We start from the raw sequence: 26,646 nt of genomic DNA on the forward strand, positions 1-26,646 counted from the left end.
CGGGGCAGCACCATCTGAGGGGCCGGGGACGCGGGGCGCGCGGCGTTGATCCCGCATTGATCCCGCGTTGATCGGACGTTTTTCGCCCCCCGGCACCCTCCTGTACATGCACATCGAGATGACCGCGACGCCCGACCTGAGCTGGCAGGAGCAGGCGTTGTGCGCGCAGACCGGGGGCGACTTCTTCTTCCCCGAGCCCGGCAGCTCCGTACGGGACGCCAAGCGGATCTGTGCCCTGTGCCCGATCCGCTCGACCTGCCTCGAGTTCGCGCTGAGCAACGACGAGCGCTTCGGCGTCTGGGGCGGCCTCTCGGAGAAGGAACGACTGGCCCTGCGCCGCGCCGCGCCCTGAGCGCGGCGCCGCCTGCCGGTGATGCGCCGGGCCGCTCCCGCCCCGGCGGCGGTCAGCCCGCCGCCCGGGCCGCCATCCGGGCCTTGCGTGCGGCCAGCTTCTCGTCGAACTTGGCGGCCTCGGCGTCCAGACCGCCCATGTACAGCCCGAGTTCCTCCTGTGCCGCCTGCCCCTCCGGGCCGAGACCGTCGATCTCCATGATCTTCAGGAAGCGCAGCACGGGCTGGATCACGTCGTCGTGGTGGATGCGCAGGTTGTAGACCTCGCCGATCGCCATCTGCGCGGCGGCCCGCTCGAAGCCGGGCATGCCGTGGCCCGGCATCCGGAAGTTCACGACCACGTCGCGCACCGCCTGCATCGTCAGGTCGGGGGCCAGTTCGAAGGCCGCCTTGAGCAGGTTCCGGTAGAACACCATGTGCAGGTTCTCGTCGGTCGCGATGCGGGCCAGCATGCGGTCGCAGACCGGGTCGCCCGACTGGTGGCCCGTGTTGCGGTGGGAGATGCGGGTGGCCAGCTCCTGGAAGGCCACGTACGCCACCGAGTGCAGCATCGAGTGCCGGTTGTCCGACTCGAAGCCCTCACTCATGTGGGCCATGCGGAACTGCTCCAGCTGGTCCGGGTCGACGGCGCGAGAGGCGAGCAGGTAGTCGCGCATCACGATGCCGTGCCGGCCCTCCTCGGCGGTCCAGCGGTGCACCCAGGTGCCCCAGGCGCCGTCGCGGCCGAAGAGGCTGGCGATCTCGTGGTGGTAGCTGGGGAGGTTGTCCTCCGTCAGGAGGTTCACCACGAGGGCGATCCGGCCGATGTCGGTGACCTTGGACTGGCCCTTCTCCCAGGCCTCGCCGTCCTCGAAGACCCCCGGGAAGTTCCGGCCGTCGGTCCACGGCACGTACTCGTGCGGCATCCAGTCCTTCGCGACCTTCAGGTGCCGGTCGAGTTCCTGCTCGACCACTTCTTCCAGCGCGTACAGCAGCCGGGCGTCGGTCCATTCTGCGGATGTGCCGAGGTGCGGGGAGACGATCGTCACGGAGAACTCCAGGGGGACGTGCGACAGTGCGAAGCGGCCGGCGAGCGGTGCCGGAAACTTACGGGATCGTAGGCTACGAAACCGTAGGTTACGAGACCGTAGGTTAAACACACTGTAAAGGTCGCTGATCAGCAGCCGTTCGGCGGGAGCGGCGACGCCTCGAGACGCGCAGGTCCAGGGCCGAACGGGTGACCTGCGCGAGGTGTCAGGCGTACAGCCGGCGCCGCCGGACCGAGAGGCACGTCACACGGCCTTCGAGTTTCTCGGACTCGCCGATGTCCACGAGCACTGGCTCGTGGGTCCGCCGTCCCGGACGGGCGAGGGCTTTCCTGCTTCGCACGCGGGGCCTTTCGTACGGGCGCGGGGCGTCGTCGGCTCTCCGGCGCCCGGGGCGGGCGCCGGTTCGCCATCATGCGGCGCGGACCTGCGCGGACGGAACCCCCCTCACCCCCCTCAGCCCGTCGTAGCCCTCCTGAGATGCTCCGCCGTGCTGGAGCCGCGGGCCGCGAGCAGTTCCCGCGGGGTCCCCTCGAAGATCACCCGGCCGCCGTCCCGCCCTCCGTCCGGACCGAGGTCGATCACCCGGTCGGCGTGCGCCACCACGTCCAGGTTGTGCTCGACGACCACGACCGTGTTGCCGCCGTCCACCAGCCGGTCCAGCAGGGCGAGCAGCCCCTCGACGTCCGACATGTGCAGCCCGGTGGTCGGCTCGTCCAGGACGTAGACGGCGCCGGTGCGGTGCAGGCGGGTGGCGAGTTTGATGCGCTGCCGTTCCCCGCCGGAGAGCGTGGACAGCGGTTGCCCGAGAGTGAGGTAGGTGAGGCCGACGTCGCGCAGGGCGCGCAGCCTGCGCCGTACGCCCGCGTCGGCGAAGAAGTCCAGCGCCTGGCCGGCCGTCATCGCCAGTACGTCGGCGACGGATCTGCCGTCGACCGTCAGCCGCAGCACCTCCTCCCGGAAGCGCCGCCCCTCGCAGGCGTGGCAGGGGGTCGTCACCGGGTCCATGAACGCGAGGTCGGTGTGGATGACCCCGCGCCCCTCGCAGGTGCCGCACGCCCCGGCCGAGTTGAAGCTGAAGAACCCCGGCTCGGCACCCGTCTCCCGCGCGAAGACCTTCCGCACCGTGTCCATGATCCCGAGGTACGTCGCCGGGGTGGAGCGCGCCGAGACGCCGATGGCCGACTGGTCGACGACCACCGCGTCCGGGTGGGCGGCGGTCAGCTCCGCGACCAGCGTGCTCTTGCCCGACCCGGCGACCCCGGTGACCGCGGTGAGCACCCCGGTCGCGAACGCCACCGTCACCTCCCGCAGGTTGTGGCGGTCGGCGCCCTTCACCCACAGCTCCCCGGTGGCCGCCCGCACGGTCTCCTTGACCGCCGTGCGCCGCCCCAGGCACCGCCCGGTGAGGGTGCCCGACGCGGCCAGCCCGTCCGGCGTCCCCTCGAACACCACCCGGCCGCCGCCGGCACCGGCCCGCGGACCCATGTCGACGACGTGGTCCGCCAGCGCGATGACGTCCGGGTCGTGCTCGACCACCAGCACGGTGTTGCCCTTGTCGCGCAGCCGCAGCAGCAGGTCGCCGAGGCGTCCGACGTCACGCGGGTGCAGTCCGACGCTGGGTTCGTCGAAGATGTACGTCATCCCGGTCAGGCTGGATCCGAGGTGCCGCACGGTCTTCAGCCGCTGCCCCTCGCCGCCGGACAGGGTGGCGGTCTCCCGGTCCAGGGCGAGGTAGCCGAGACCGATCGCCTCCACCCGCTCCAGCGCGGTCACCGCGGCGCCGGCGACGGGCAGGGCCACCGGGTCGTCGATCTCCTTCAGTACGGTGATCAGGTCGGTGATCTGCATCCGGGAGCAGTCGGCGATGGAGTGCCCGTCGATCCGGGTCGCGAGCGCCGCCGCGTTCAGCCGGGCCCCGCCGCAGTCGGGGCAGCGGGCCTCGACCAGGAAGCCGCGCACGAGATCCCGGGTCTTCTCGCTCATGCCGGACAGGTCCCGCTTGAGGTACAGCCGTTCGAACCGGTCGGCGAGTCCCTCGTACTCGGTGCTCCACGTCCCGCCGGAGCCGTTGACGGTGACCTTGCTGCCGGGCCGCCCACGCATCAGGAACGCCCGCTCGGCGTCCGTGAGGTCACCGACCGGCTTGTCGGTGTCCAGCTCCTCCGTGTTGGTGTACGCCTGCCCCTGCCAGGTCCCGGCCGCGAACGGCGGGAAGCGCACCGCACCGCCGGACAGCGACCTGGCCGGGTCGAGGATCCGGTCCCAGTCGGGCTGCACCCGGCGGCCCAGGCCGTCGCAGCCGGGGCACATGCCCGACGGGTCGTTGAACGAGTACGCCGTCGCCCCTCCGGCGCTGGGAGTGCCGTGCCGGGAGAACAGCACCCGCAGCACCGAGTGGATGTCGGTCATTGTGCCGACCGTGGAGCGGGAGTGGCCGCCGACCGGCCGCTGGTCGACGACGATCGCGGGGGAGAGGTCCTCCATGGCGTCCGCGTGCGGCCGCTCGTACTTGGGCAGCCGGTTGCGCACGAACCAGGTGAACGTCTCGTTCAGCTGGCGCCGCGACTCCACCGCGATCGTGTCGAACACGACCGACGACTTCCCCGACCCCGAGACGCCGGTGAACACGGTCAGCCGGCCCTTCGGGATGCGGAGCGTGACGTTCTGGAGGTTGTTCTCCCTGGCCCCGGTGATGCTGATGAACTCGCTCATACCGGGGACGCTAGGCGGGATACCCGACAGCGTCCGGCGTGATTTCCCTCAGTTCTCCCTCCTCGAACAGCAGCCAGCGGGTGATGCCGAGCGACTTCAGGAACGGCATGTCGTGTCCGGCCACGATCAGCGCCCCCTCGTACGCCTCCAGCGCGCTGGTGAGCTGCCGCACGCTCGCCATGTCCAGGTTGTTGGTCGGCTCGTCCAGCATCAGCAGTTGCGGCGCGGGCTCGGCCAGCATCAGTGCCGCCAGCGCCGCCCGGAAGCGCTCGCCGCCGGACAGCGTGGCCGCCCGCTGGTCGGCCCGGGCGCCCCGGAACAGGAAGCGCGCCAACCGCGCCCGGATCCGGTTGTCGGTGGCGCCCGGCGCGAACCGGGCCGTGTTCTCGGCGACGGTCAGCTCGTCGTCGAGGACGTCCAGCCGCTGCGGCAGGAACCGCGACGGCACGTGCGCCGTCGCCTCGCCCGCCACCGGTTCCAGCTCCCCGGCGACGGTGCGCAGCAGCGTGGTCTTGCCCGCGCCGTTGCGTCCGATCAGCGCGATCCGCTCGGGACCGTGCACGTCGAGGCCGCCCGCCACCCGGGCGCCGTGGGCCAACTCCAGGTCCCGCAGGGTGAGTACGGTCCGGCCCGGCGGCACGGCCGTGTACGGCAGGTCGACGCGGATCTCGTCGTCGTCCCGTACGGCCTCCACCGCGTCGTCCAGCCGTTCCCTCGCCTCGGTCAGCTTCTCCTCGTGCATGATGCGGTACTTGCCGGCCGACTGCTGGGCCGTGCGGGCGCGCAGCTTCATCACCGCCCGGGGCTCGCGCTTGGTGTCGTACATCTTCTGGCCGTACCGCCTGCGCCGGGCCAGGACGACCTGGGCGTCGGCCAGTTCGCGCTTCTGCCGCCGCAGGTCCGACTCGGCGACCCGCACCATCCGCTCGGCCGCCTCCTGCTCCACGGCCAGCGCCTGCTCGTACGCCGAGAGGTTCCCGCCGTACCAGGTGATCGTGCCGGACCGCAGGTCGGCGATCTGGTCGACCCGTTCCAGCAGTTCGCGGTCGTGGCTGACCACGACCAGCACGCCCGGCCAGGACTCGACGGCCGCGTACAGGCGTCTGCGGGCGTACACGTCGAGGTTGTTGGTGGGCTCGTCCAGGAGCAGGACGTCCGGTCGGCGCAGCAGCAGCGCGGCCAGCCGCAGCAGCACCGACTCGCCGCCCGAGATCTCGCCGACGGTGCGGTCGAGCCCGACGTGGCCCAGCCCCAGTTCGCCGAGTGCGGCCAGCGCGCGTTCCTCGACGTCCCAGTCGTCGCCGACGTTCTCGAAGTGCTCCTCGCTGGCGTCACCCGCCTCGATGGCGTGCAGCGCGGCCCGCCGCCCGGCGATGCCGAGAGCCTCGTCGACGCGCAGGGCGGTGTCGAGCGTGACGTTCTGCGGCAGGTGGCCCACCTCGCCGGTCACCCGGACGGAGCCGTCGGCCGGGGTGAGCCGCCCGGCGATCAGCTGCAACAGGGTGGACTTGCCCGCCCCGTTGACGCCGACGAGTCCGGTCCTGCCGGGTCCGAAGGCGGCGTCGAGGCCCTCGAAGACGGTGGTGCCGTCGGGCCAGGCGAAGGAGAGGGAGGTACAGGTGAGGGAAGTAGACATACGGGGTCTCCGCGGTTGCTCGAAGCGGTCAGGGGCAAACGCGTATCGAGACACCGGAAGCGGGCGGCCGCCGTCGGACGAGGGAGGAGAAGTCCCGAGAGGGGTCCCGGGGAATGCCGGGCACGAAAGCCCCGCTCCGCAAGGACGGCTCGAACGCCGAGGTCGCACGCGGCGTGCACACGTGAGATGAGATACGTGTGACGCGGTGTCTCAGGACCTCAGACGAGCAACGTCCTTCTCCAATCGGCGGCAACAGAAGCGCTACGAACCGTACGAGCGACCGGATGGGCTGTCAACGCATTTACGCGGTCCCGGTCCCACGCCCCAGGAGGCCCCCCGTGCCCCACGACCCGCTCTCCCTGCCGGCCCGGCTCTGCCTGCTGGCCTGGGACCCCGCGCGGCCCGGCGCCGCCGACACCGCCCGGGTCCACCACCTGGTGCGCGCCGGCGCGCTCACCGAACTGGCCCAGCGCGGCCTGCTCACGGACGACGACGGCATCGCCACGCCCGTCGACCTGGACTCCGGCGCCGGGGACCCCGTCCTCGACGGGCTGCTGGAACTGGTGCGCGAGTCGCTGCCGCACCGGTGGCGGACCTGGGTGCGGCTGCATGCCCGGGTCACCTTCGACGCCGTCCGGGAGCAGTTGGTGGCCGAGGGGTGTCTGCGGGCCGAGAAGAAACGCGTCCTCGGCGTGTTCCCGTCCGTGGAGTACGCCCTCGCGCGGGCCGCCGTGCCCCGGGCGCTCCGCGAGGAGACGCGGTACGTCCTGGAGGGGCCCTTGCCGGCCGCGGAGGTCTCCGAACGGGACGCGGCCCTGGCCGCGCTGGTGGCCGCCGCCGGACTGGGCGTCCCGGCGGGGGACGGGGCGGGCGGCCGGGACCGGATCGCGGAACTGACCGGGCGCAGCGGGGCCGCGGCACCCGGGCTGCGGAAGATCGTCGGCGAGGTCCGGGACGCGGTGAGCGCCGAGACCGCGCAGGCGATGGCCCCGGCACGCGGCTGAGCGGCGTCCCCGTGCGGGGCGGGGGAGGGGTCAGTGGCTCCCGCGCATCAGTTCCGCCAGGTCGTGGTCCAGGTCCAGCTGGAGGTGCTCCAGGCCCACCGGCACCAGCTCGCCGGTGGCCTGCAGGAAGCGGCGCAGCTCCCCCGAGCGCACATGGACCACGGCCGTGCCCTCGGGTGCGTGGAACTCCAGGACGGTGCGGTCGTACCCGTACGGGCGCACGCGGACGTCGCCGTGACCGTCCGGCTCCCGCATCCCGGCGATGAGCAGCTCGCGGGAGAAGGTCCAGCAGACCTCCACGCCCTCCAGGGTGGCGGGGGCGGGGAAGGTCATGCGGACCGCGAACGGGTCGTCGCGGTCGTAGTGCAGGGTCGCGGGAATGCTCGGCATACGCGGCGCGGCGGCGACGAGACGCGCCTCGACGGGCTGCTCGATGACGGTTGACAACGCCTTGCTCCCTCGTGACGGCTGGACGGGCTTCGGGGGTGGTGCGGGCCGGGCACTGGAAGAGACGACGGAATCAACCAATCCGTGCACACGACCATCGAGTGACCTCTGTCACCGCGTTCATGCACCGGAGTGACGCGCCTCTCCTCGCCTGCCCCGCGGGGGACTTGCGCCCCTCGCGTGCCACGCGCGCGTGCCGTGCCCGGTCCTCCAGGGCCACGCGCGTGTGTCGTGCCCGGTCCTCTGGACGGCGCCCGGGCGGTGGGCTAGCTTCGCCCGCCATGAGGCGCTTGGGGAGCATGCGACGTACGACGGGGTCCGTTCGGACCGGCGGCAGGCGCGCGGGGCGGGTGGTGCTCGCGGGCGCGGCCTGCGCGGCGGCGCTGGCCGCGCTGACGGCCGTGCCCGCCCAGGCACACCAGCGGCCGCACTGGGACGTGAAGGACACCGGCGTCCTCGACGTCCGGTTCCGGGGGCTCGCCGCCGTCGACCGGCACACCGCCTGGGTGGCCGGCACCCGGGGCACCGTCCTGCGCACCACCGACGGCGGCGGCACCTGGCGCGACGTCTCCCCGCCGGGCACGGACCAACTGGAGTTCCGGGACATCGAGGCCTTCGACGCCCGCCGGGCCGTGGCCCTGTCCATCGGCGAGGGCGAGGACTCCCGGGTCTACCGCACCGACGACGGCGGGGCGACCTGGACCGAGTCCTTCCGCAACACCGACGCGCGGGCCTTCTACGACTGCCTCACCTTCTTCGACCGCCGCCACGGCCTCGCCATGAGCGATCCCGTGGACGGCAGGTTCCGCATCCTGTCGACCAGCGACGGCGGCCGCTCCTGGAAGGTGCTCCCGGACCGGGGGATGCCCGCCGCGCAGGACGGGGAGGCCGGGTTCGCGGCCAGTGGGCAGTGCCTGGTCTCCGCCGGGCCGAGGGACGTGTGGCTCGCCACCGGCGGGGCGGCACGCGCGCGTGTGCTGCACTCCGCCGACCGCGGGCTCACCTGGACGGCCACCGACGCCCCCGTCCCGGCCGGCGACCCCGCCCGCGGCGTCTTCGCCCTCGCCTTCCGCGACCGCGCCCACGGACTCGCCGTCGGCGGCGACTTCCGCCCCGAGCAGGGCTCCCGCGGGCCGCCGCCCGGACCACCGACGCCGGCCGTACCTGGCGCCCCGCGGGCCACCCGCCGCCCGCCTACCGCTCCGGCGTCGCCTGGCTCCCGCACAGCCGCACCGCCGCCCTCGCCGTCGGCCCCACCGGCACCGACCTCACCACGGACGGCGGCCACACCTGGCGGACGGTCGACACCGGGTCCTACGACACCGTGGACTGCACCCCGGACCGGGGCTGTTGGGCCGCGGGCGAGCAGGGCCGCGTCGCCCGTCTGGAGCGCTGACGCCGGGCGGGGCGGGGTGTTTGTCCGTAACGTGGGTAACCGTTCGCTGAACGTGAGAGGAAGTGAGCGGACATGCCCAGCGGCTCGAACTCCAAACGGGAGCGGCAGTACGAGCACATCAAGGACAGCGCCAAGGACCGTGGCGAGAGCACCGGCCGCGCCAAGGAGATCGCGGCGCGGACGGTGAACAAGGAGCGCGCGCAGTCCGGCGAGTCGAAGACCGCCAGCCGTACGTCGACGCAGGACAAGTCGCCGAGCAGGCGCGGCGGCCAGCGGTCCGGGAAGCGGCAGGGCCCCCAGGGGCCCACCTACGACCAGCTGTACCAGGAGGCCAAGCGCCGCGACGTCCACGGCCGTTCGGGCATGAACAAGGGCGAGCTGCGGCGCGCGCTGGGCAAGTAGGAGGAACGTCCCGCTAGCCGAGCGTCTCCCGGTACCCCTCCAGCGCCGGTGCCGTCTTCGTGGCGATGAACTCGGTGACGCGGTACGCGCACACGCCGGCCCGGACGAACGGGTCGCCCGCGGTGATCTCCTCGATCCGCGCCCGGTCCGCCGCGACGGCGAGGATCACCCCGCCGTCGCGGGGCTCCTTGCGCCCGGAGGCCAGGAAGACGCCCTGCTCGTACAGTCCGTCGAGCCAGACCATGTGCTCCTCGAGGACGGCGTCGACGGCTTCGAGCGGGGCGGTGTAGGAGAGTTCCAGTACGAACATGAGCGCGAGCCTACTCCGGGGCTCCCGTAGGCTTGCGGCCACCATGACGACCGTGACCGTGCCGATCCCCGCCGACTGGCCCACGACCGAGGCGCGGGCCCGCGCCGTCCAGGACGGACTGCGGGCGCGCGTCGTCCTCGACGAGCCGGGTCCGACGCCCGGCACCGGCCGGGTGACCGGCGTGGACGTCGCCTACGACGACGAACGCGACGTCGTCGCGGCGGCGGCCGTCGTGCTGGACGCCGCCACCCTCGCCGTCGTCGCCGAGGCCACGGCCGTCGGGCGGATCTCCTTCCCCTACGTGGCGGGTCTGCTCGCCTTCCGGGAGATCCCGACCGTCCTCGCCGCCCTGGACGCGCTGCCCTGTCCGCCCGGGCTGGTCGTGTGCGACGGGTACGGCCTGGCCCACCCGCGCCGCTTCGGCCTCGCGAGCCATCTGGGCGTCCTCACCGGACTGCCCACGATCGGCGTGGCCAAGAACCCCTTCACCTTCACGCACGACGCCCCGGACCTCCCGCGCGGCAGTACGTCCCCGCTGCTCGCCGGCGCCGAGGAGGTCGGGCGCGCGGTGCGCACCCGCGACGCCGTCAAACCGGTCTTCGTCTCCGTCGGCCACCGCGTGAGCCTGGACAACGCCTGCGCGCACACGCTGGCCCTGACCCCCGCCTACCGGCTCCCGGAGACCACCCGCAGGGCCGACGCCCTGTGCCGCGAGGCCCTGCGGGCGGCCGCCCACCACCCGTCCTGACTCCGGCGGCACCGCGGGAGTGCGTCGGGGAGCGGTCGGGTCGGATCGCGTCACGGTCAAGCGGACGAGCCGAGTGTCGGACGATCTGAGTGTCGGACGAGCCGAGTGCCGGACGATCTGAGTACCCGTACGGATGTGCCGTCCTCCGTGCCGCCGCCATGCTGGACCGCATGACGACACACCACGCACCCGGAATCCCCGCCCACTCCGGCCGCCCGGTCGGGCGAGCCGTGGCGGGAGGGCTGGTGCTGGCCGTGGGCGCGGGACTGGCCTGGATCGGCGGCATGATCTACACGATCGTCGGCTGGACGGGGTAGGGGGACCCACCCGGGCGGGCCGGCAGGGGCTCGCCCGGGCGGGTCCCCCTACCCCGCTCCGGACGCCCGTCAGCGGCTCGCGGCCACGCGGAAGCCGATGCCCGCCCTCCGCAGCCGCCCGGTCAGCGCGTCACCCATCGCCACGGCCGTCGTGACCTGCCCGGCCGTCGGCGGCAACCTGTCGAGGGCGAGGCAGAGCGCCGCCTCGGCGAACATCTTGGCGGTCTCCTCGTACCCGGGGTCGCCGCCCGCGACCTCGGTGAACACCGTGCGGCCGCCGCCCTCGCCGACGAACCGCACCGAGAACCAGCTCCTCGCCCGGCGCTCGGCACTCGGCCCCGAACCCGGCTCCAGCCGGCCGGACAGCCAGCGCCGAACGGCCGGCACCTGAGCCGCCGCCACCAGCGCGCCCACAGCGGCCGCCCCGCCCACCGCGACGGGCAGTCGCCGCACGGCCGCGTAGTGGCGGTAGCGGAAGTCGGGGCCGTAGCGGTCCAGGGCCTTCGCCGAACGCCGCACGACCTGCGCGTCGATGGTCGGCAGCGGCAGCGCCCAGGCGCCCACCTCCCCGGCGAAGCGCGGAGCGCCCGTCGGCGCCGCCGCGCGGCGGCCCACCAGGCGCGGCTCGTGCCGCCGGCGTTCCAGCGCGGCCGCACGCAGTTGCCTGCCACGCGCGAACTGGCCCAGGGCGGAGGCGAACGTACCGCCCGAGAAGGCGGCGCCGACGCTCACGAAGCCGTCCACGGTCAGCGGGACACCTTCCGGCAGTTGCCGCACGGTGAAGTACACGCCGAGGTCGTGCGGGACGGAGTCGAAGCCGCAGGCGTGCACCAGCCGGGCGCCGGTCTCCCGCGCGCGGGCGTCGTGACGGACGTACGTCAGGTCCACGAACTCGGGCTCACCGGTGAGGTCGAGACAGTCCGTGCCCGCCTCCGCGCAGGCGGCGACCAGCGCGTCGCCGTACCGGACGTAGGGACCGACCGTCGTGGCCACCACGCGCGCGTGCTCGGCGAGTGCGCGCAGCGAGGCCGGGTCGGACACGTCCGCGACCAGCACGCCGACGTCCCGCGCGGCGGGCAGCCGGTCGCGCAGGCGGCGCAGCTTCTCCTCGCCGCGGCCCGCGATCGCCCAGCGCAGCCCGTCCGGCGCGTGCGCGGCGAGGTACCGCGCCGTCAGTTCGCCGACGAACCCCGTCGCCCCGAACAGCACGATGTCGTACGGCCGGTCGGCCGTCTTCAGCCCGCTCATGACATCCCTTCGTCATCCGCCGGCGGTCCCCGGGTCCGCAGCGCGCGCCGTCGCCGGTGGCTGAGGCTAGCGTGAGGCTCGGGAAGCCCCGGAGGGTGCCTGCACCATAATTGGCTAAGCGCTTGCTCGCCCGGGTCTTGTGTCCAGTGGAACACGTTCTTAGCATCACTGGTGTTACATCGGTTGTGTCACAGAGCTGGGGGCCCGATGCCGAATGCCGAGACACCGGCGCCGACGCCGGGCGTGGGGCCGCTCACCGGCGTGCGCGTGGTCGAACTGGCCGGCATCGGACCCGGCCCCTTCGCCGCCATGCTCCTGGCCGACCTCGGAGCCGACGTCGTCCGCGTCGACCGCCCCGGCGGACCGGGCCTCGGCATCGACCCAGCCCACGACGTCACCCACCGCAACAAGCGCTCGGTGCTCGTCGACCTCAAGGCGCCGGACGGCCCGGCCCGCGTCCTCGACCTCGCCGAACGCGCCGACGTCCTGATCGAGGGCTACCGCCCCGGCGTCGCCGAACGGCTGGGCGTCGGCCCCGGGGACTGCCACGCCCGCAACCCGCGCCTCGTCTACGGCCGCATGACCGGCTGGGGCCAGGAAGGCCCGCTCGCCCAGCGCGCCGGGCACGACATCGGGTACATCGCGCTCACCGGCACCCTCGGCATGATCGGCGCCCCCGACGCCCCGCCGGCCGTCCCCGCCAACCTCCTCGGCGACTACGCGGGCGGCTCCCTCTACCTGGTCGTCGGCGTCCTCGCCGCCCTGCACCACGCGCGCGCGACCGGCACCGGGCAGGTCGTGGACGCCGCCATCGTCGACGGCACCGCCCACCTCTCCGCGATGATCCACGGCATGCTCTCCGCAGGCGCCTGGCAGGACCGGCGCGGCGCCAACCTCCTCGACGGCGGCTGCCCCTTCTACGGCACCTACGAGACCGCCGACGGCCGCTACATGGCGGTCGGCGCCCTGGAACCCCGGTTCTACGCCGAGTTCACGCGGCTCCTCGGCCTCCCCGATCAGGCACCGGCCCGCGACGACCCGGCCCGCTGGCCCGAGCTGCGCGAGGCCGTCGCCGCCCGGTTCAGGTCCCGCACCCGCGACGAGTGGGCGGCCGTCTTCGCCGACTCCGACGCCTGTACGGCACCCGTCCTGTCGTTGCGGGAGGCCCCGCACCACCCGCACCTCGCCGCCCGCTCCACCTTCACCGACCACGACGGCATCACCCAACCCGCCCCCGCGCCCCGCTTCTCCGCGACCCCCACCGCCGTACGCACCGGGCCCGCACAGCCCGGCGCCGACGCCGAGTCCGTGGCACGCGACTGGGGCCTGCCCCGCGAGCCGGGCCCGCCCCCGGCGCCCCTCCCGAACCCCGCAGTGCACCACCCTCAGTGAAAGGCCTGCCAGTGAGCACCGAAGCGTACGTGTACGACGCGATCCGCACCCCGCGCGGACGCGGCAAGGCGAGCGGCGCCCTGCACGGCACCAAGCCGATCGATCTGGTCGTCGGCCTCATCCACGAGATCCGGGCCCGCTTCCCCGGCCTGGACCCGGCGGCCGTCGACGACATCGTCCTCGGTGTGGTCGGCCCGGTCGGTGACCAGGGATCCGACATCGCGCGCATCGCCGCCGTCGCCGCCGGACTGCCCGACACGGTGGCGGGAGTGCAGGAGAACCGCTTCTGCGCGTCGGGCCTGGAGGCCGTCAACATGGCAGCCGCCAAGGTCCGCTCCGGCTGGGAGGACCTGGTCCTCGCGGGCGGCGTCGAGTCCATGTCGCGCGTCCCGATGGCCTCGGACGGCGGCGCCTGGTTCAACGACCCGATGACCAACCTCGCCACCAACTTCGTCCCGCAGGGCATCGGCGCCGACCTGATCGCCACCATCGAGGGGTTCTCGCGCCGCGACGTCGACGAGTACGCGGCGCTCTCCCAGGAACGCGCGGCCACCGCCTGGAAGGAGGGCCGCTTCGAGCGGTCCGTCGTCCCGGTGAGGGACCGCGCGGGGCTCACCGTCCTCGACCACGACGAGCACCCGCGCCCCGGTACCACCGCCGACTCCCTCGGCGGGCTCAAGCCCTCCTTCGCCGACATCGGCGAGCTGGGCGGCTTCGACGCGGTCGCGCTGCAGAAGTACCACTGGGTGGAGAAGATCGACCACGTCCACCACGCGGGCAACTCCTCCGGCATCGTCGACGGCGCGTCCCTGGTCGCGGTCGGCTCCCGGGAGGCCGGTGAGCGGAACGGCATGGTCCCGCGCGCCCGGATCGTCTCCGCGGCCGTCTCCGGCTCCGAGCCCACCATCATGCTCACCGGCCCCGCACCGGCCACCCGCAAGGCCCTCGCCAAGGCCGGGCTGACCATCGACGACATCGACCTCGTCGAGATCAACGAGGCGTTCGCGGCCGTCGTCCTGCGCTTCGTGAAGGACATGGGCCTGTCGCTGGACAAGGTCAACGTCAACGGCGGCGCCATCGCGCTCGGCCACCCCCTCGGCGCCACCGGCGCCATGATCCTCGGCACCCTCGTCGACGAACTGGAGCGCCGCGACCTGCGGTACGGGCTGGCGACCCTGTGCGTGGGCGGCGGCATGGGCATCGCCACCGTCGTCGAGCGCATCTGACGCCCTCCCGACGGATACGACGGCCACGACCGACACGACGGCCACGACGGATCACCTGGAGCACACCCTCATGAGCACCGAGCCCACCACCATCCGCTGGGAACAGGACGACACCGGTGTCGTCACCCTCGTCCTCGACGACCCGGACCAGTCCGCGAACACCATGAACCAGGCGTTCCGCGACTCCCTGGCGGCGGTCACCGACCGCCTGGAGGCCGAGAAGGACTCCGTCCGCGGCGTCATCGTCACCTCCGCCAAGAAGACGTTCTTCGCGGGCGGCGACCTGCGCGACCTCATCCGCGTCACGCCGGAGACCGCCCAGGACCTCTTCGACGGCGGCATGGCCATCAAGCGGAACCTGCGCCGCATCGAGACCCTCGGCAAGCCCGTCGTCGCCGCCATGAACGGCGCGGCCCTGGGCGGCGGTTACGAGATCGCCCTGGCCTGCCACCACCGCGTCGCCCTCGACGCGCCCGGCTCCAAGATCGGCTGCCCCGAGGTCACCCTCGGCCTGCTCCCCGGGGGCGGCGGCGTCGTCCGCACCGTCCGGATGCTCGGCATCACCGACGCCCTCCTGAAGGTCCTCCTCCAGGGCGCCCAGTACAACCCGCGCCGCGCCCAGGAGAACGGCCTGGTCGACGAGGTCGCCGACAGCCGCGAGGACATGCTCGCCAAGGCCCGCGCCTTCATCGACGCCCACCCGGAGTCCGCCCAGCCCTGGGACCGGCCCGGCTACCGCATCCCCGGCGGCACCCCCGCCCACCCGAAGTTCGCGGCCAACCTCCCCGCCTTCCCCGCCAACCTGCGCAAGCAGACGAACGGCGCCCCCTACCCGGCACCGCGCAACATCATGGCCGCAGCCGTCGAGGGCTCCCAGGTCGACTTCGAGACCGCCCAGGTCATCGAGGCCCGCTACTTCGTCGAACTGGCCGCCGGGCAGACCTCGAAGAACATGATCCAGGCGTTCTTCTTCGATCTCCAGGCGGTCAACTCGGGCGCCAACCGCCCGAAGGGCGTCGAGCCGGGCAAGGTCACCAAGGTCGCCGTGCTGGGCGCGGGGATGATGGGCGCGGGCATCGCCTACTCGTGTGCCCGCGCGGGCATCGAGGTCGTGCTCAAGGACGTCTCGCTGGAGTCGGCGGTCAAGGGCAAGTCGTACTCCGAGAAGCTGTGCGCGAAGGCCGTCGGGAAGGGCCGTACCAGCCGGGAGAAGGCCGACGCGCTCCTCGCCCGGATCACGCCCACGGCCGAGGCGGCCGACCTCGCCGGCTGCGACGCGGTGATCGAGGCGGTGTTCGAGGACACCTCGCTCAAGCACAAGGTGTTCCAGGAGATCGAGCACGTCGTCGCCCCCGACGCCCTGCTGTGCTCCAACACCTCAACGCTGCCCATCACGGCGCTGGCCGAGGGCGTCGAGCGCCAGGCCGACTTCATCGGGCTGCACTTCTTCTCTCCCGTGGACAAGATGCCGCTGGTGGAGATCATCAGGGGGGAGCGGACCGGGGACGAGGCGCTGGCCCGCGCGTTCGACCTGGTCCGGCAGATCAGCAAGACGCCGATCGTGGTCAACGACTCGCGGGGCTTCTTCACCTCCCGGGTCATCGGCCACTTCATCAACGAGGGTGTCGCGATGGTCGGCGAGGGCATCGAGCCCGCCTCGGTGGAGCAGGCGGCGGCCCAGGCCGGCTACCCGGCCAAGGTGCTGTCCCTGATGGACGAGCTGACGCTGACCCTGCCGCGGAAGATCCGCGAGGAGACGAAGCGGGCCGTGGAGGAGGCGGGCGGCACCTGGACCGCGCATCCCGCTGAAGCGCTCATCGACCGCATGGTCGACGAGTTCGGCCGCCCGGGACGCGCCGGAGGCGCCGGGTTCTACGAGTACGGCGAGGACGGCAGGCGCGCCGGGCTGTGGCCGGGGCTGCGCGAGCACTTCACCAAGCCCGGGTACGAGATCCCGTTCGCCGACATGCAGGAGCGGATGCTCTTCGCGGAGGCGCTGGACACCGTCCGGCTCCTGGAGGAGGGCGTGCTGACGTCCGTCGCCGACGCCAACATCGGTTCGATCTTCGGCATCGGCTTCCCGGGCTGGACCGGCGGCGTCCTGCAGTACGTCAACGGCTACGAGGGCGGCCTGCCCGGCTTCGTGGCCCGGGCCCGCGAACTGGCCGACCGCTACGGCGAGCGCTTCACCCCGCCCGCCCTGCTGGTGGAGAAGGCGGACAACGGGGAGGTCTTCACGGACGGCCGCTGAGCCGCCGGATCATTCACCGGCCTCCTTGTCGAGCCACTCCCGCAGCTCCTCGCGCAGGGACCGCTGGAACGTGGTCAGCAGCGCCTGCACCACCAGCGGGTGCATGTGGGCGGACAGTGACCGCACGTCCCGCGCGTCCCGTTCGGCGACCGCGTCCCGCAGCAGCCGCGAGAGGTCGCGCGCGGCGGCGCGGGAGTGCTCCAGCAGGGCCGTACGGGCGGCGAGGACCGTCTCGGGCGAGAAGGGCACGTCGAGCAGTTCGACGCCGAGCCGGAGCAGTCCGGCGTCCACCCGGTAGGCGTCGCCGCCCTGGACGTCCTCGTCCGCCCCCCGGACGAGGACGTCCATCGCCGTCAGACGCTCCACCTCCTCGTCGGTCAGCGGACGGCCCGCCCGACGGTTCAGCTCCTCGCGCGTGACGCGTTCCACCGTCTCCGGCGCCCAGGAGGCCACCACCGCACGGTGCAGCGCCAGGTCGTGGGGGCTCAGATCGTCCGGCAGCCGCTTGAGATACCGCTCGATGGCGGCCAGCGTCATGCCCTGGTGCTGCAACTCCTCGATCAGCGCCAGCCGGGCCAGGTGCTCCCGGCCGTAGTGCCCCACCCGGCGCGGACCGAGCACCGGCGGCGGCAGCAGCCCTCTGGTGCCGTAGAAGCGGACCGTGCGCACCGTGACGCCCGTGCGCGCCGCCAGCTCGTCGATCGTGAGGGTCGGCTCCTCGGTGTCGGTCGTCGTCATGTGCAGCAGTATCGCTGTCTCACCAGCACTGTGAAACCAGCACGGTGAAACCTCCCGCGCGCCTCTTGCGCACCCCGTGCGGACCATCGGCGGATCTTGTGAGAAGTCACGCTGTGTGACATGACCCACCGCATGCCCACGCGGCGTCGTGGGAAGGTGCGGTCTTGGTCTGTGCCGCGTCAAAGGGTGGTGCGGGCCCGAGACACAGGTACGGACGACTCGGGCGCACACCGCCCGAGCGCACCAGAGAGTGGAACCACCCGTGAGCAAGGACGCCGTCGACACGGCCCAGGCCGCCCACCCCCGGGCGACCGGAACCCTCCCCGCGGACGCGGGCGACGCCGGTTACAGCAAGGACCTCAAAGCCCGCCACGTCAACATGATCGCCATCGGCGGCGCGATCGGCACCGGCCTCTTCCTCGGCGCCGGCGGGCGTCTGCGCGACGCCGGACCGGCGCTCGCCATCGCCTACCTCGTCGCCGGCGTCTTCGCCTTCTTCGTCGTCAAGGCACTGGGCGAGCTGGTGCTGTACCGGCCCTCCTCCGGATCATTCGTGTCGTACGCGCGCGAGTTCCTCGGTGAGAAGGGCGCCTACGTCGCCGGCTGGATGTACTTCCTGAACTGGTCGACGACCGGTATCGCCGACATCACCGCGATCGCGCTGTACACGCACTACTGGAGCATGTTCACGAGCATCCCCCAGTGGGTGCTCGCGCTGATCGCCCTGGCCGTGGTCCTGGCCGTGAACCTCATCTCCGTGAAGATCTTCGGCGAGATGGAGTTCTGGTTCGCGATCGTCAAGGTCGCCACCCTCGTCGGCTTCATGCTGATCGGCATCTTCCTGCTCGCCACCCAGCACGAGGTGGGCGGGCAGACCCCGGGCGTGGGCATGATCACCGACCACGGCGGCCTCGTCCCGCACGGTGTGATGCCCGTCGTCCTGGTCATGCAGGGCGTGATCTTCTCCTACGCGGCGCTGGAACTGGTCGGCGTCGCCGCCGGCGAGACCGCCGAGCCGCACAAGATCGTTCCCCGCGCGGTGAACTCGATCATGTGGCGGGTGGCGCTGTTCTACGTCGGCTCGGTCGTGCTCCTGGCCCTGCTGCTGCCCAGCTCGCTCTACTCGGGCGACGAGAGCCCCTTCGTCACGGTGCTGTCGGGGATCGGTGTGCCGGCCGCCGGCGACGTGATGAACCTCGTCGTGCTCACGGCCGCGATGTCGTCGCTGAACTCCGGCCTGTACTCCACCGGCCGCATCCTGCGCTCCATGTCGATGGCGGGCTCCGCGCCCAAATTCACCGGCGTGATGAGCCGCAGCCAGGTCCCCTACGGCGGCATCCTGCTGACCTGCGCGGTCTGCGTCCTCGGCGTCGGGCTGAACTACCTGGTGCCGAGCAAGGCCTTCGAGATCGTGCTGAACGTCGCCTCGCTGGGCATCATCAGCACGTGGGTGATCATCATGATCTGCCACCTGGTGTTCGTCCGCCGGGCGCGTGCCGGCCTGGTCGAACGGCCGAGCTTCCGGCTGCCCGGCAGCCCCGTCACGGAGATCGTCACGATCGCCTTCCTGCTGGCGGTCATCGGCCTGATGTGGAACGACGAGGAGGTCGGCCGCAAGACCGTGCTGCTGGTGCCCGTGATCGCGGTGATGCTGGTGGCCGGCTGGTTCGGCGTCCGGCGCCGGGTGGCGCGACAGGCCGAGCGGGAGCTGTCGGCGCCGAAGGAGTAGCGACCCGGGACCACTGTCAGTGGCACCCCCTACGGTGGCGACATGTCGGAGATCAGCTATGTCCGGGGTGACGCCACCGCGCCGTCGGTCAAGGGCGTCAAGGTGATCGCCCACGTGTGCAACGACCTCGGGGGCTGGGGCAAGGGCTTCGTCCTGGCCGTCTCCCGCCGGTGGACCGAGCCCGAGGCGGCCTACCGTGCCTGGCACCGCGGCCGCGCCTCCAACGACTTCGCCCTGGGCGCGGTCCAGTTCGTCCAGGTCGAGCCGTACGTGTGGGTGGCGAACATGATCGGCCAGCGCGGCATGAGGACCGGCAGCAAGGGCGTCCCCGTGCGCTACGAAGCCGTCGGCACCGCGCTCGGCCGCGTCGCCGACCGGGCGGCCGAGCTGGAGGCGTCCGTGCACATGCCCCGCATAGGCTGCGGCCTGGCCGGCGGCACGTGGTCGCGCGTGGAGCCGCTCATATCCGACCGTCTCACCCGGCGCGGCATCCCCGTGACGGTCTACGACCACGGGGACGCCGCTTGAGGACCGGCCGCCGGCTCAGTGCTCGTGCACGTCGTTCGTCGCGGCGATCTTCCGCCAGGAGCGGGGCTGCACGGGCGCCGCGGGGGCCTTCGCGAGGGACCGGGCGCTCGCCGCCGGGGCGTCCGGCTTCGACGGCTGGAACAGCCAGGTGTCGAACAGCGCGGCCAGCGGCTTGCCCGACACCTCCTCGGCGTACCGCCGGAAGTCGGCGACGGACGCGTTGCCGTGGGCGTACTTCGCGGGCCAGCCCTTCAGCACGGTGAAGAAGGCGTCGTCCCCGATCTCGTTGCGCAGCACCTGCACGGCCAGCGCGCCCCGGTCGTAGACGGCGCCGTCGAACTGGTTCTCCGGACCGGGGTCACCGGGCTTCACCGTCCAGAACGCGTCGTCGGCCGGGTGCGAGGCGTACGTGTAGTCGGCCAGTTCCTGCGCCGTGCCCTCGCCCTCGTGCTCGGACCACAGCCACTGGGCGTACCGCGCGAAGCCCTCGTTGATCCAGATGTCCTTCCAGCCGCGCACCGAGACCAGGTCGCCGTACCACTGGTGGGCCAGCTCGTGGACGACGACGGACACGTTCGACCCGTTGGCGAACTGCCGCGGGCTGTAGAACGGCCGGGTCTGCGTCTCCAGCGCGTACCCGGTGGTGGTGTTCGGCACATAGCCGCCGAGCGCGTTGAACGGATACGGCCCGAAGTAGTCGCTCAGCCAGTCGGCGACCTCCCCGGTGCGCTCGACGCTGGCCCGCGCCGCGCCGTCGTTCGCGCCCAGGTCCTCGCTGTAGGCGTTGACGACGGGGATGCCGCTCTCGGTGGTGCCGGTGGTGAGGTCGAACTTCCCGATCGCCAGCGTGGTGAGGTACGTGGCCTGCGGCTTGTCCGAGCGCCAGTTCCAACGCGTCCAGCCGAGCCGTGAACTCGTCGACTGAAGGGTGCCGTTGGAGATCGCCTGGGTGCCGTCCGGGACCTGCACCGACACGTCGTAGGTCGCCTTGTCGAGCGGGTGGTCGTTACTGGGGAACCACCAGGCCGCGGCCTCGGGCTCGTTCGCGCCCACCCCGCCGTCCGGGGTGCGGTGCCAGCTGGTGAAGCCGAACGCCTCCTTCGAGGACGGCACGCCGCTGTAGCGGACGACGACGGTCAGGGGCGTGTCCTTGTCCAGCGGCTTCTTCGGGGTGATCTCCAGCTCCTGCTCGCCCGACGTCGTGAACGCCGCCTTCGCGCCGTTCACCCGCACCTCGCCGACGTCCAGCAGGAAGTCGAGGTTGAACCGCGACAGGTCCTCGGTGGTGCGGGCCAGGATCGTCGCCGTTCCCTCCAGCCGGTCCGTGGCCGGCTGGTACTTCAGGCGCAGGTCGTAGTGCGAGACGTCGTATCCGCCGTTGCCGTAGGCCGGGTAGTAGGGGTCGCCGATGCCCGGAGCGCCGGGGGAGTGGGCCGCCGCCGACGCCGGGATCGCCAGCATGAGGGAGGCGGCGCCCAGTGCGCCCGGCACGATGAATCTGCGGTGCACGAAAGCTCCAAGTCCTAGGGGCACGAAGTCTGTTCGGAGCCTATTCAGCCCCGGTACGCACTGTCGTGTCCACGGCCACTCCCGTCACACGATCGCCATCCGGCCGTCATGAGCCGCCCGCGGCCCCCTTATGCGCTGGAGACGACCGATGTACCGTCCCGCGCATGCCGAAACGCATGCGCCTCACGATCCGGAGACCGCTCGCGACGGCGGCCCCGGCCCCCCTGTCCGCCGGGCGCGTCGACCAGGGCCCCGGCGGCCCTCCCACCGACACGCCGGCGCCCACGCCGGCCCCCTCCCGCACCTCGCCCCACGTACCGTTCACCGGCTGCACCGCCGCGCCCGCCCGAGCCGCCGCCGGTACGGGAAGCGCCGCCCCGGCATCCACGCCGGCCGACGGCGTGGTGAGCACGCCGCATCCCACGCACCGCGTCCCGAAGGGAGCCCGATGAACCGCCTGCGCATCCTCACCGCGACCACCGCGACGCTCGCCGCGTCCCTCCTCGCCCCCTCCCTGCTCACCGCGCCCGCCCACGCCACCGACTCCTCGACCCACCCGCCTCGTACCGGCTTCGAGAAGACGCACGGCGCCCGCTGGACCACCCAGCCCGAGGAACAGGCGCTCCTCGCCGCCGCCGACCGGGCGAGCGACCGCGTCACCGTCGACCGCATCGGCACCACGAAGCAGCACCGCCCCCTCCGACTCGTCACCCTCGGCCGGCCCTCCGCGCCGAACAAGGTGCTCCTCGTGTGCAGCCAGCACGGCGACGAACCCTCCGGCCGCGAGGCCTGCCTGTCCACCGTCCGGGACCTCGCCCACGCCACCGACCGGGCGACCCGGCGCTTCCTGGACCGCACCGCCGTGCTCGTCGTGCCCACCGCCAACCCCGACGGCCGGGCCGCCGACACCCGCGGCAACAGCGACGGCGTCGACGTCAACCGCGACCACCTCGCCCTGAGAACGGCCGAGGCCCGCGCCATGGCCGCCGTGATCCGCGACCGCCGCCCCGACGTCATCTACGACCTGCACGAGTACGGCGCCACGCCCCCGTACTACGACAAGGACCTCTTCGACCTCTGGCCCCGCAACCTCAACACCCGCCCGGCGGTCCACGACGAGGCCCGAACCCTGTCCGGCGCGTACGTCCGCCCCGCCGCCGAACGCGCCGGGTACTCCACCGGCACCTACGGCATCTGGACCGACCCCGCCACCGGCGACCCGGTCAGACAGACCGCGGGCGACGGCCAGGAACGCATCCTGCGCAACATGTCCGGCGTCAAACACGCGGTCGGCCTCCTCATCGAGAGCCGTGTCGACGCCCTCACGGACGCCGAGCGCGAGGACCCGGCGCTGAACCACCGGCGCCGGGTGGACTCCCAGCTCGCCGCCCTGGACGGCATGTTCCGCTTCGCGGACCGGCGGCGCGGACACGTCGAGGCGGCCACCGGCGCCGCCCGCCGCGCCGGACTGGCCGACACCGGACCCGTGTACCTGGGCGGCGCGGACAACGACCCGGCCGAGGCCTCCGAGGTCGTCCAGGACCCGCCCTGCGGCTACCGGCTGACACCTGCCCAGTACATCGACGTCCGGGACGAACTCGCCCTGCACGGTGTACAGGTGCTCCCGGCCGGGGAGAAGGGCGTCTACGTGCCGTTGCGCCAGTCGCAGCGCGCCCTGGTGCCGCTGCTCCTGGACGAGCGCGCGACATACCACGTGGCAGCGGGTGAACCCGATACCCGCTGCTGACGGAGTGAGTTCCGCGTCCTACGTGGTAATGGCGTAGCGGAGGGGTATTTTCGGCCTCATCGACTTGAAAGGTGCCGCCTGTGACGCAGGACCGACCAAGCGACAAGGAAGAACACGAAAGAGGCACGCTTCCGGGTTCGGAAGCAGGCCTGCCGGGGCACGAGCACAAGCCCCGGACCGACCGCGTCGTCTTCGGCGTCACGGCCGCCCTGACCCTGGCGTTCGTCATCTGGGGCGCCGCCGCCACCGACTCGCTGGAGGACGTCTCCAGCAGCATGCTCGGCGGCCTTCTGCACAACGGCGGTTGGGCCTTCACCCTGGCCGCCTCCGGCTTCGTGGTCTTCGCCCTCTGGCTCGCGGCCAGCCGCTACGGCCGCATCCACCTGGGGGCGGAGGGCGAGGAACCCGAGTTCCGCACCGTGTCCTGGGTCGCCATGATGTTCAGCGCGGGCATGGGCATCGGACTGATGTTCTACGGCGTGAGCGAGCCGCTGGCGCACTACACCACGCCCCCGCCCGGCACCAGCCCGGCCGACTCCGGCGACCGCATGGCGACGGCCATGGCCACCACCCTCTTCCACTGGACGCTCCACCCGTGGGCGATCTACGCCGTGGTCGGCCTCGGCATCGCCTACAGCACCTTCCGCAGGCGCCGCAGGCAGACCATAAGTGCCGTGTTCACCCCGCTCATCGGCGAGAAGCACGCCAACGGCGCCGGCGGCCGGGTCATCGACATCCTGGCCATCATCGCCACGATCTTCGGCTCCGCGGCCTCCCTCGGCCTCGGCGCGCTGCAGATCGGCTCCGGCATGGAGAAGCTCGACTGGATGGACAAGGTCAGCACCGGGCTGCTCGTCGGCATCATCGCGGTCCTGACGGTGGCGTTCGTGGCCTCCGCGATCTCCGGCGTCGAGAAGGGCATCCAGTGGCTGTCCAACACCAACATGGTGCTGGCCCTGGTGCTCGCCGTCTTCGTGTTCGTCGCGGGCCCGACCATCCTGATCCTCGACCTGCTGCCGACCTCCGTCTTCGCCTACCTCGGCGACCTGCCCCAGATGGCCGGCCGCACCGAGATCAGCGGCGGCAAGGGCGTCGCGGACTGGCTGGGCAGCTGGACCGTCTTCTACTGGGCGTGGTGGATCTCCTGGACGCCCTTCGTCGGCATGTTCATCGCCCGCATCAGCCGGGGCCGGACCATCCGTCAGTTCATCGGCGGCGTCATCCTGGTGCCCAGCACGGTCAGCCTGATCTGGTTCGCGATCTTCGGCGGCTCCGCGATGCGGCTGCAGGAGCAGAACCGGCTGGGCGACGACTCGACCCCCGAGGGCCAGCTCTTCGGCGTGCTCCAGGAGTACCCCATCGCCACCGCCACCAGCCTGCTCGTGATGATCCTCGTCGGCATCTTCTTCGTCTCGGGCGCCGACGCGGCCTCCATCGTGATGGGCACGCTCTCGCAGAGGGGCGCGCTCGAACCCAGCCGCTGGGTGGTCGTCGTCTGGGGCGTGGTGACCGGCGCCGTCGCGGCCATCATGCTGCTGATCGGCAGCGGCGAGGGGGACGCGCTCACCGGGTTGCAGAACCTCACGATCCTCGCGGCGGCGCCCTTCGTCATCGTGATGATCTTCATGTGCGTCGCCCTCATGCGCGACCTGCGCCGCGACCCGCTCATCGTGCGCGGCGAGATGGCCTCCGAAGCCGTCGAACTGGCCGTCGTGGAGGGCCACAAGCAGTACGAGGGCGACTTCGAGATCCGCATCGGCCCCGGCCCCGGCACGGACGTGGAGGGCGACCCGATCGGCAAGCACCACGAGCACTGACCGCGCGCGGGCGGCCCGACCGGAACACCTGCCTCAGGAGGCGAGCCGGGCCGCCTCCTGGGCGCAGCCCCAGGCCACGGTCACGCCCGCGCCGCCGTGACCGTAGTTGTGCACCAGTCGCCGCCCGTCCGGCAGCGTCCCGCGCTCCAGCCGGACCGCCTCCCGGGCGGGCCGCAACCCCACCAGGTGCGCCAGCACCCGCGCCCCGGCGATCTCGGGCCGCAGGGCCGCGCACCGCCGCACGATGGCCTCCGCGACCGCCGGGTCCGGCTCGACCGACCAGGCGTCCTCCTCCGCCGTGCCGCCCAGCAGGAGCCGGCCGGGCTGCGGAAGGAAGTACGTCGTCTCCCCGGACTCCGGATCGGCCGAGACCAGCCAGTCGCGGATGCCCGGGTTCTCCACGACGACCAGTTGCCCGCGCACCGGCCGCACGGACGCGTCCGGCACCAGGTCCCGGGCGGCCAGGCCGGTGCAGTTGACCACGACCGGCGCGTCCGCCTCGGCCAGGTCGGCCACCGCACGGTTCTCCACCGTGCCGCCCGCGGCCACCAGCCGCTCCCGCAGCCACGGCAGATGAGTCGACATGTCGATGAGCGGCAGCCGTGCCCACAATCCCGACCCGGCGTACTCGGCGGCCGTCGCCGCACGCAGCCCCGGCAGCCGCGCCGAGGCCCACGCACCCACCTCGTCCAGGCCGGTCTCGCCGAGCACCCCTTCGAGCATGCGTACGCCGGTCTCCTCGGGCCGCGCCGCCAACTCCTCGTACACGTCGAGGGAGTGCAGCGCCCAGGACTGGGCCAGCGCGACCGGCTCGATCCGGTACGGCCACCACAGCCCGCCCGCGACCACCGAGGTGGTCCGCTCCACGGGGTCCCGGGTCCACAACCGCACCCGCCTGCCCCGCTCGGCGAGGACGACCGCCGTCGTCAGTCCGATCACCCCGCCGCCGACCACGACGACCTCGTCATCCAGTTCGGTTTCCACACCAGGACGTTAACCGAACGCCCGACGCCGTGCTCCAAGCGGCCCCGCCGCGGGAATACTCACCGCATGGCTGCCGAGTACGCGACCTTCGGTCTGGCCCCGGCGACGCGCGCCGGCGGGGTCCATGCCGACGGCGACTTCCGGATCCACCGCGACTTCATGGACTTCGTCGTCGACGGACGCCCCCTCCTGTTCCGCCTCTGCGACCTGGACGCGGTCTCCCCGCTCGCCTCCGACGTACCACCCGCGATCTTCACCGCGCAGGTCCGCAGCCTGCTCCTGGAAACCGACGCGCCCCTGCCCGGCGGGCGGTACGTCATCTACGGCTGCCCCGAGTGCGCGGACCTCGCCTGCGGAGCGGTGACCGCCGTGATCCTGCGGGACGGCGACGACTTCGTCTGGCGGGACTTCGCCTGGCAGACCGGCGACCACGCCGACCTGGAGTTCAACGGCTACCACGGCATCGGCCCGTACCGCTTCCCCGGCGCCGAGTACCGCGCCGCGCTCGCCGCCCTGCTCGACGCCCCCGGGCACCCCCGCCGCCGGGTCCTGCTCATCGGCGCCCGCGTCGCCCTGCTCGCCAGGCTCGCCGCAGCCCTGCGCACCATCGGCATCGGCGCCGACATCACCCACGACGCCCGCGACGTGCCGGCCGACGAACTGCGGACCTACGGCGCCGTCGCCTTCGGCCGCGCGGTCACCGACGAACAGCGCACGACCGTACGCCGGGCCTTCGCGGACGCCGGCGTGGAGGTGCCCCACGTCGACGGCCTCGCCCCGATCGTCGCGGTGCTCGTCGCCCAGATCGAACACGCCCTGGACCGCCTTCCGGCCGAACGCCGCCGCCTGACCCGCCTCACGGCGACCCGCGCCGCCGCGGACGTCGAGGTCACCTCGCCCTGCCGGGTACGCCTCACCGCGTACCGCCTCGACCGCCTCCACCGCACCCACGTCCGCGAGGTCTTCGACGGCCTCCTCGCACCGGGCGGCCACCGCATCGCCCTGGACGCGGGCGCGGTGCGCGGGGACACCTTCCTGGTGGCGCGGACACCGGGAAGCGTGCTGGTGACGGCGGTGACGCGGGGGACACCGGGGTGAGCGGAGACCGGCGGGGCCCGGCTGAGCG

At 72.6% G+C, this 26,646-nt stretch carries 22 protein-coding genes and 2 pseudogenes; 14 read left to right on the plus strand and 10 right to left on the minus strand.

Features of this window, described 5'->3' with window-relative positions; all coding sequences use genetic code 11:
* Nucleotides 1-106 precede the first annotated feature (106 nt).
* Entirely contained in the window at nt 107-352 is a 246-nt protein-coding gene (locus tag BJ961_RS13190) for a WhiB family transcriptional regulator (protein ID WP_271321496.1), read from the plus strand.
* A 52-nt stretch (nt 353-404) separates the two neighbouring features.
* Here BJ961_RS13190 and BJ961_RS13195 read toward each other — a convergent pair whose 3' ends face one another.
* The 4 genes and pseudogenes from BJ961_RS13195 to BJ961_RS13210 all read right to left on the minus strand — a co-directional run bounded on the left by BJ961_RS13195 (nt 405) and on the right by BJ961_RS13210 (nt 5,727).
* Entirely contained in the window at nt 405-1,379 is a 975-nt protein-coding gene (locus BJ961_RS13195) for an acyl-ACP desaturase (protein ID WP_271321497.1), read from the minus strand.
* Between the two features lie 205 nt (nt 1,380-1,584).
* A pseudogene (locus BJ961_RS13200) lies at nt 1,585-1,677 on the minus strand (N(G),N(G)-dimethylarginine dimethylaminohydrolase); the annotation flags it as partial.
* 155 nt (nt 1,678-1,832) lie between these two features.
* Nucleotides 1,833-4,091, minus strand: coding sequence for an excinuclease ABC subunit UvrA (locus tag BJ961_RS13205; RefSeq protein WP_271321498.1), 2,259 nt, complete (start codon nt 4,089-4,091; stop codon nt 1,833-1,835).
* 10 nt (nt 4,092-4,101) lie between these two features.
* Entirely contained in the window at nt 4,102-5,727 is a 1,626-nt protein-coding gene (locus BJ961_RS13210) for an ABC-F family ATP-binding cassette domain-containing protein (protein WP_271321499.1), read from the minus strand.
* A 338-nt stretch (nt 5,728-6,065) separates the two neighbouring features.
* Here BJ961_RS13210 and BJ961_RS13215 point away from each other — a divergent pair, with 338 nt between their 5' ends.
* Complete coding sequence (locus tag BJ961_RS13215) at nt 6,066-6,731, plus strand: GOLPH3/VPS74 family protein (RefSeq protein ID WP_271321500.1); 666 nt, start codon at nt 6,066-6,068, stop codon at nt 6,729-6,731.
* Between the two features lie 30 nt (nt 6,732-6,761).
* On the opposite strand, the gene ssgD is transcribed toward BJ961_RS13215, so the two are convergent.
* Nucleotides 6,762-7,178 carry a spore wall synthesis regulator SsgD gene (gene ssgD, locus BJ961_RS13220; protein WP_271321501.1) on the minus strand — a complete coding sequence of 139 codons (417 nt, stop codon included), beginning with the start codon at nt 7,176-7,178 and terminating at the stop codon, nt 6,762-6,764.
* Nucleotides 7,179-7,477: 299 nt separating this feature from the next.
* Here ssgD and BJ961_RS13225 point away from each other — a divergent pair.
* Both BJ961_RS13225 and BJ961_RS13230 read left to right on the plus strand, forming a co-directional pair.
* Nucleotides 7,478-8,574, plus strand: a pseudogene (locus BJ961_RS13225) (WD40/YVTN/BNR-like repeat-containing protein).
* 72 nt (nt 8,575-8,646) lie between these two features.
* Nucleotides 8,647-8,976: a plasmid stabilization protein gene (locus BJ961_RS13230; protein ID WP_271321502.1), complete on the plus strand. Its 330-nt coding sequence runs from the start codon at nt 8,647-8,649 to the stop codon at nt 8,974-8,976.
* A 13-nt stretch (nt 8,977-8,989) separates the two neighbouring features.
* On the opposite strand, the gene BJ961_RS13235 is transcribed toward BJ961_RS13230, so the two are convergent.
* The gene (locus tag BJ961_RS13235; RefSeq protein ID WP_271321503.1) at nt 8,990-9,286 is read right to left on the minus strand and encodes a YciI family protein; all 297 of its coding nucleotides are present in this window, start codon (nt 9,284-9,286) and stop codon (nt 8,990-8,992) included.
* A gap of 43 nt (nt 9,287-9,329) precedes the next feature.
* Between BJ961_RS13235 and BJ961_RS13240 the strand changes: the two genes are divergently transcribed.
* Together BJ961_RS13240 and mmpA are read left to right on the plus strand one after the other, a co-directional pair.
* Nucleotides 9,330-10,034 (plus strand): endonuclease V, encoded by a 705-nt coding sequence (locus BJ961_RS13240; RefSeq protein WP_271321504.1) that lies wholly within the window; start codon nt 9,330-9,332, stop codon nt 10,032-10,034.
* A 170-nt stretch (nt 10,035-10,204) separates the two neighbouring features.
* Nucleotides 10,205-10,351 (plus strand): morphogenic membrane protein MmpA, encoded by a 147-nt coding sequence (gene mmpA / locus BJ961_RS13245; RefSeq protein WP_271321505.1) that lies wholly within the window; start codon nt 10,205-10,207, stop codon nt 10,349-10,351.
* Nucleotides 10,352-10,420: 69 nt separating this feature from the next.
* Here mmpA and BJ961_RS13250 read toward each other — a convergent pair whose 3' ends face one another.
* Complete coding sequence (locus BJ961_RS13250) at nt 10,421-11,599, minus strand: saccharopine dehydrogenase family protein (protein WP_271321506.1); 1,179 nt, start codon at nt 11,597-11,599, stop codon at nt 10,421-10,423.
* 207 nt (nt 11,600-11,806) lie between these two features.
* Between BJ961_RS13250 and BJ961_RS13255 the strand changes: the two genes are divergently transcribed.
* From BJ961_RS13255 to BJ961_RS13265, 3 genes are all read left to right on the plus strand, one after another.
* Nucleotides 11,807-12,991, plus strand: a complete 1,185-nt coding sequence (locus BJ961_RS13255) for a CaiB/BaiF CoA transferase family protein (protein WP_271321507.1) — start codon at nt 11,807-11,809, stop codon at nt 12,989-12,991.
* Between the two features lie 11 nt (nt 12,992-13,002).
* Nucleotides 13,003-14,217: an acetyl-CoA C-acetyltransferase gene (locus tag BJ961_RS13260; protein ID WP_271321508.1), complete on the plus strand. Its 1,215-nt coding sequence runs from the start codon at nt 13,003-13,005 to the stop codon at nt 14,215-14,217.
* 70 nt (nt 14,218-14,287) lie between these two features.
* Nucleotides 14,288-16,468 carry a 3-hydroxyacyl-CoA dehydrogenase NAD-binding domain-containing protein gene (locus tag BJ961_RS13265; RefSeq protein ID WP_271321509.1) on the plus strand — a complete coding sequence of 727 codons (2,181 nt, stop codon included), beginning with the start codon at nt 14,288-14,290 and terminating at the stop codon, nt 16,466-16,468.
* 9 nt (nt 16,469-16,477) lie between these two features.
* Here the strand turns inward: BJ961_RS13265 and BJ961_RS13270 are convergent, their stop codons facing one another.
* Nucleotides 16,478-17,206, minus strand: a complete 729-nt coding sequence (locus BJ961_RS13270; RefSeq protein ID WP_271321510.1) for a MerR family transcriptional regulator — start codon at nt 17,204-17,206, stop codon at nt 16,478-16,480.
* Nucleotides 17,207-17,468: 262 nt separating this feature from the next.
* Here BJ961_RS13270 and BJ961_RS13275 point away from each other — a divergent pair, with 262 nt between their 5' ends.
* Both BJ961_RS13275 and BJ961_RS13280 read left to right on the plus strand, forming a co-directional pair.
* Complete coding sequence (locus BJ961_RS13275; protein ID WP_271321511.1) at nt 17,469-18,935, plus strand: amino acid permease; 1,467 nt, start codon at nt 17,469-17,471, stop codon at nt 18,933-18,935.
* Between the two features lie 42 nt (nt 18,936-18,977).
* The gene (locus BJ961_RS13280) at nt 18,978-19,463 is read left to right on the plus strand and encodes a macro domain-containing protein (RefSeq protein WP_271321512.1); all 486 of its coding nucleotides are present in this window, start codon (nt 18,978-18,980) and stop codon (nt 19,461-19,463) included.
* A 15-nt stretch (nt 19,464-19,478) separates the two neighbouring features.
* Here BJ961_RS13280 and BJ961_RS13285 read toward each other — a convergent pair whose 3' ends face one another.
* Nucleotides 19,479-20,972, minus strand: coding sequence for a M1 family metallopeptidase (locus BJ961_RS13285; RefSeq protein WP_271321513.1), 1,494 nt, complete (start codon nt 20,970-20,972; stop codon nt 19,479-19,481).
* Nucleotides 20,973-21,420: 448 nt separating this feature from the next.
* Between BJ961_RS13285 and BJ961_RS13290 the strand changes: the two genes are divergently transcribed.
* Both BJ961_RS13290 and BJ961_RS13295 read left to right on the plus strand, forming a co-directional pair.
* Nucleotides 21,421-22,719: a M14 family metallopeptidase gene (locus tag BJ961_RS13290; protein ID WP_271321514.1), complete on the plus strand. Its 1,299-nt coding sequence runs from the start codon at nt 21,421-21,423 to the stop codon at nt 22,717-22,719.
* 80 nt (nt 22,720-22,799) lie between these two features.
* Nucleotides 22,800-24,536 (plus strand): BCCT family transporter, encoded by a 1,737-nt coding sequence (locus BJ961_RS13295; protein WP_271321515.1) that lies wholly within the window; start codon nt 22,800-22,802, stop codon nt 24,534-24,536.
* 33 nt (nt 24,537-24,569) lie between these two features.
* On the opposite strand, the gene BJ961_RS13300 is transcribed toward BJ961_RS13295, so the two are convergent.
* Nucleotides 24,570-25,520 (minus strand): FAD-dependent oxidoreductase, encoded by a 951-nt coding sequence (locus BJ961_RS13300; protein ID WP_271321516.1) that lies wholly within the window; start codon nt 25,518-25,520, stop codon nt 24,570-24,572.
* 66 nt (nt 25,521-25,586) lie between these two features.
* On the opposite strand from BJ961_RS13300, the gene BJ961_RS13305 reads away from it, so the two are divergent.
* Nucleotides 25,587-26,618 carry an oxidoreductase gene (locus BJ961_RS13305; protein WP_271321517.1) on the plus strand — a complete coding sequence of 344 codons (1,032 nt, stop codon included), beginning with the start codon at nt 25,587-25,589 and terminating at the stop codon, nt 26,616-26,618.
* Nucleotides 26,619-26,646: the final 28 nt, after the last annotated feature.

This window comes from Streptomyces lienomycini, assembly GCF_027947595.1.
GTDB lineage: Bacteria > Actinomycetota > Actinomycetes > Streptomycetales > Streptomycetaceae > Streptomyces > Streptomyces lienomycini.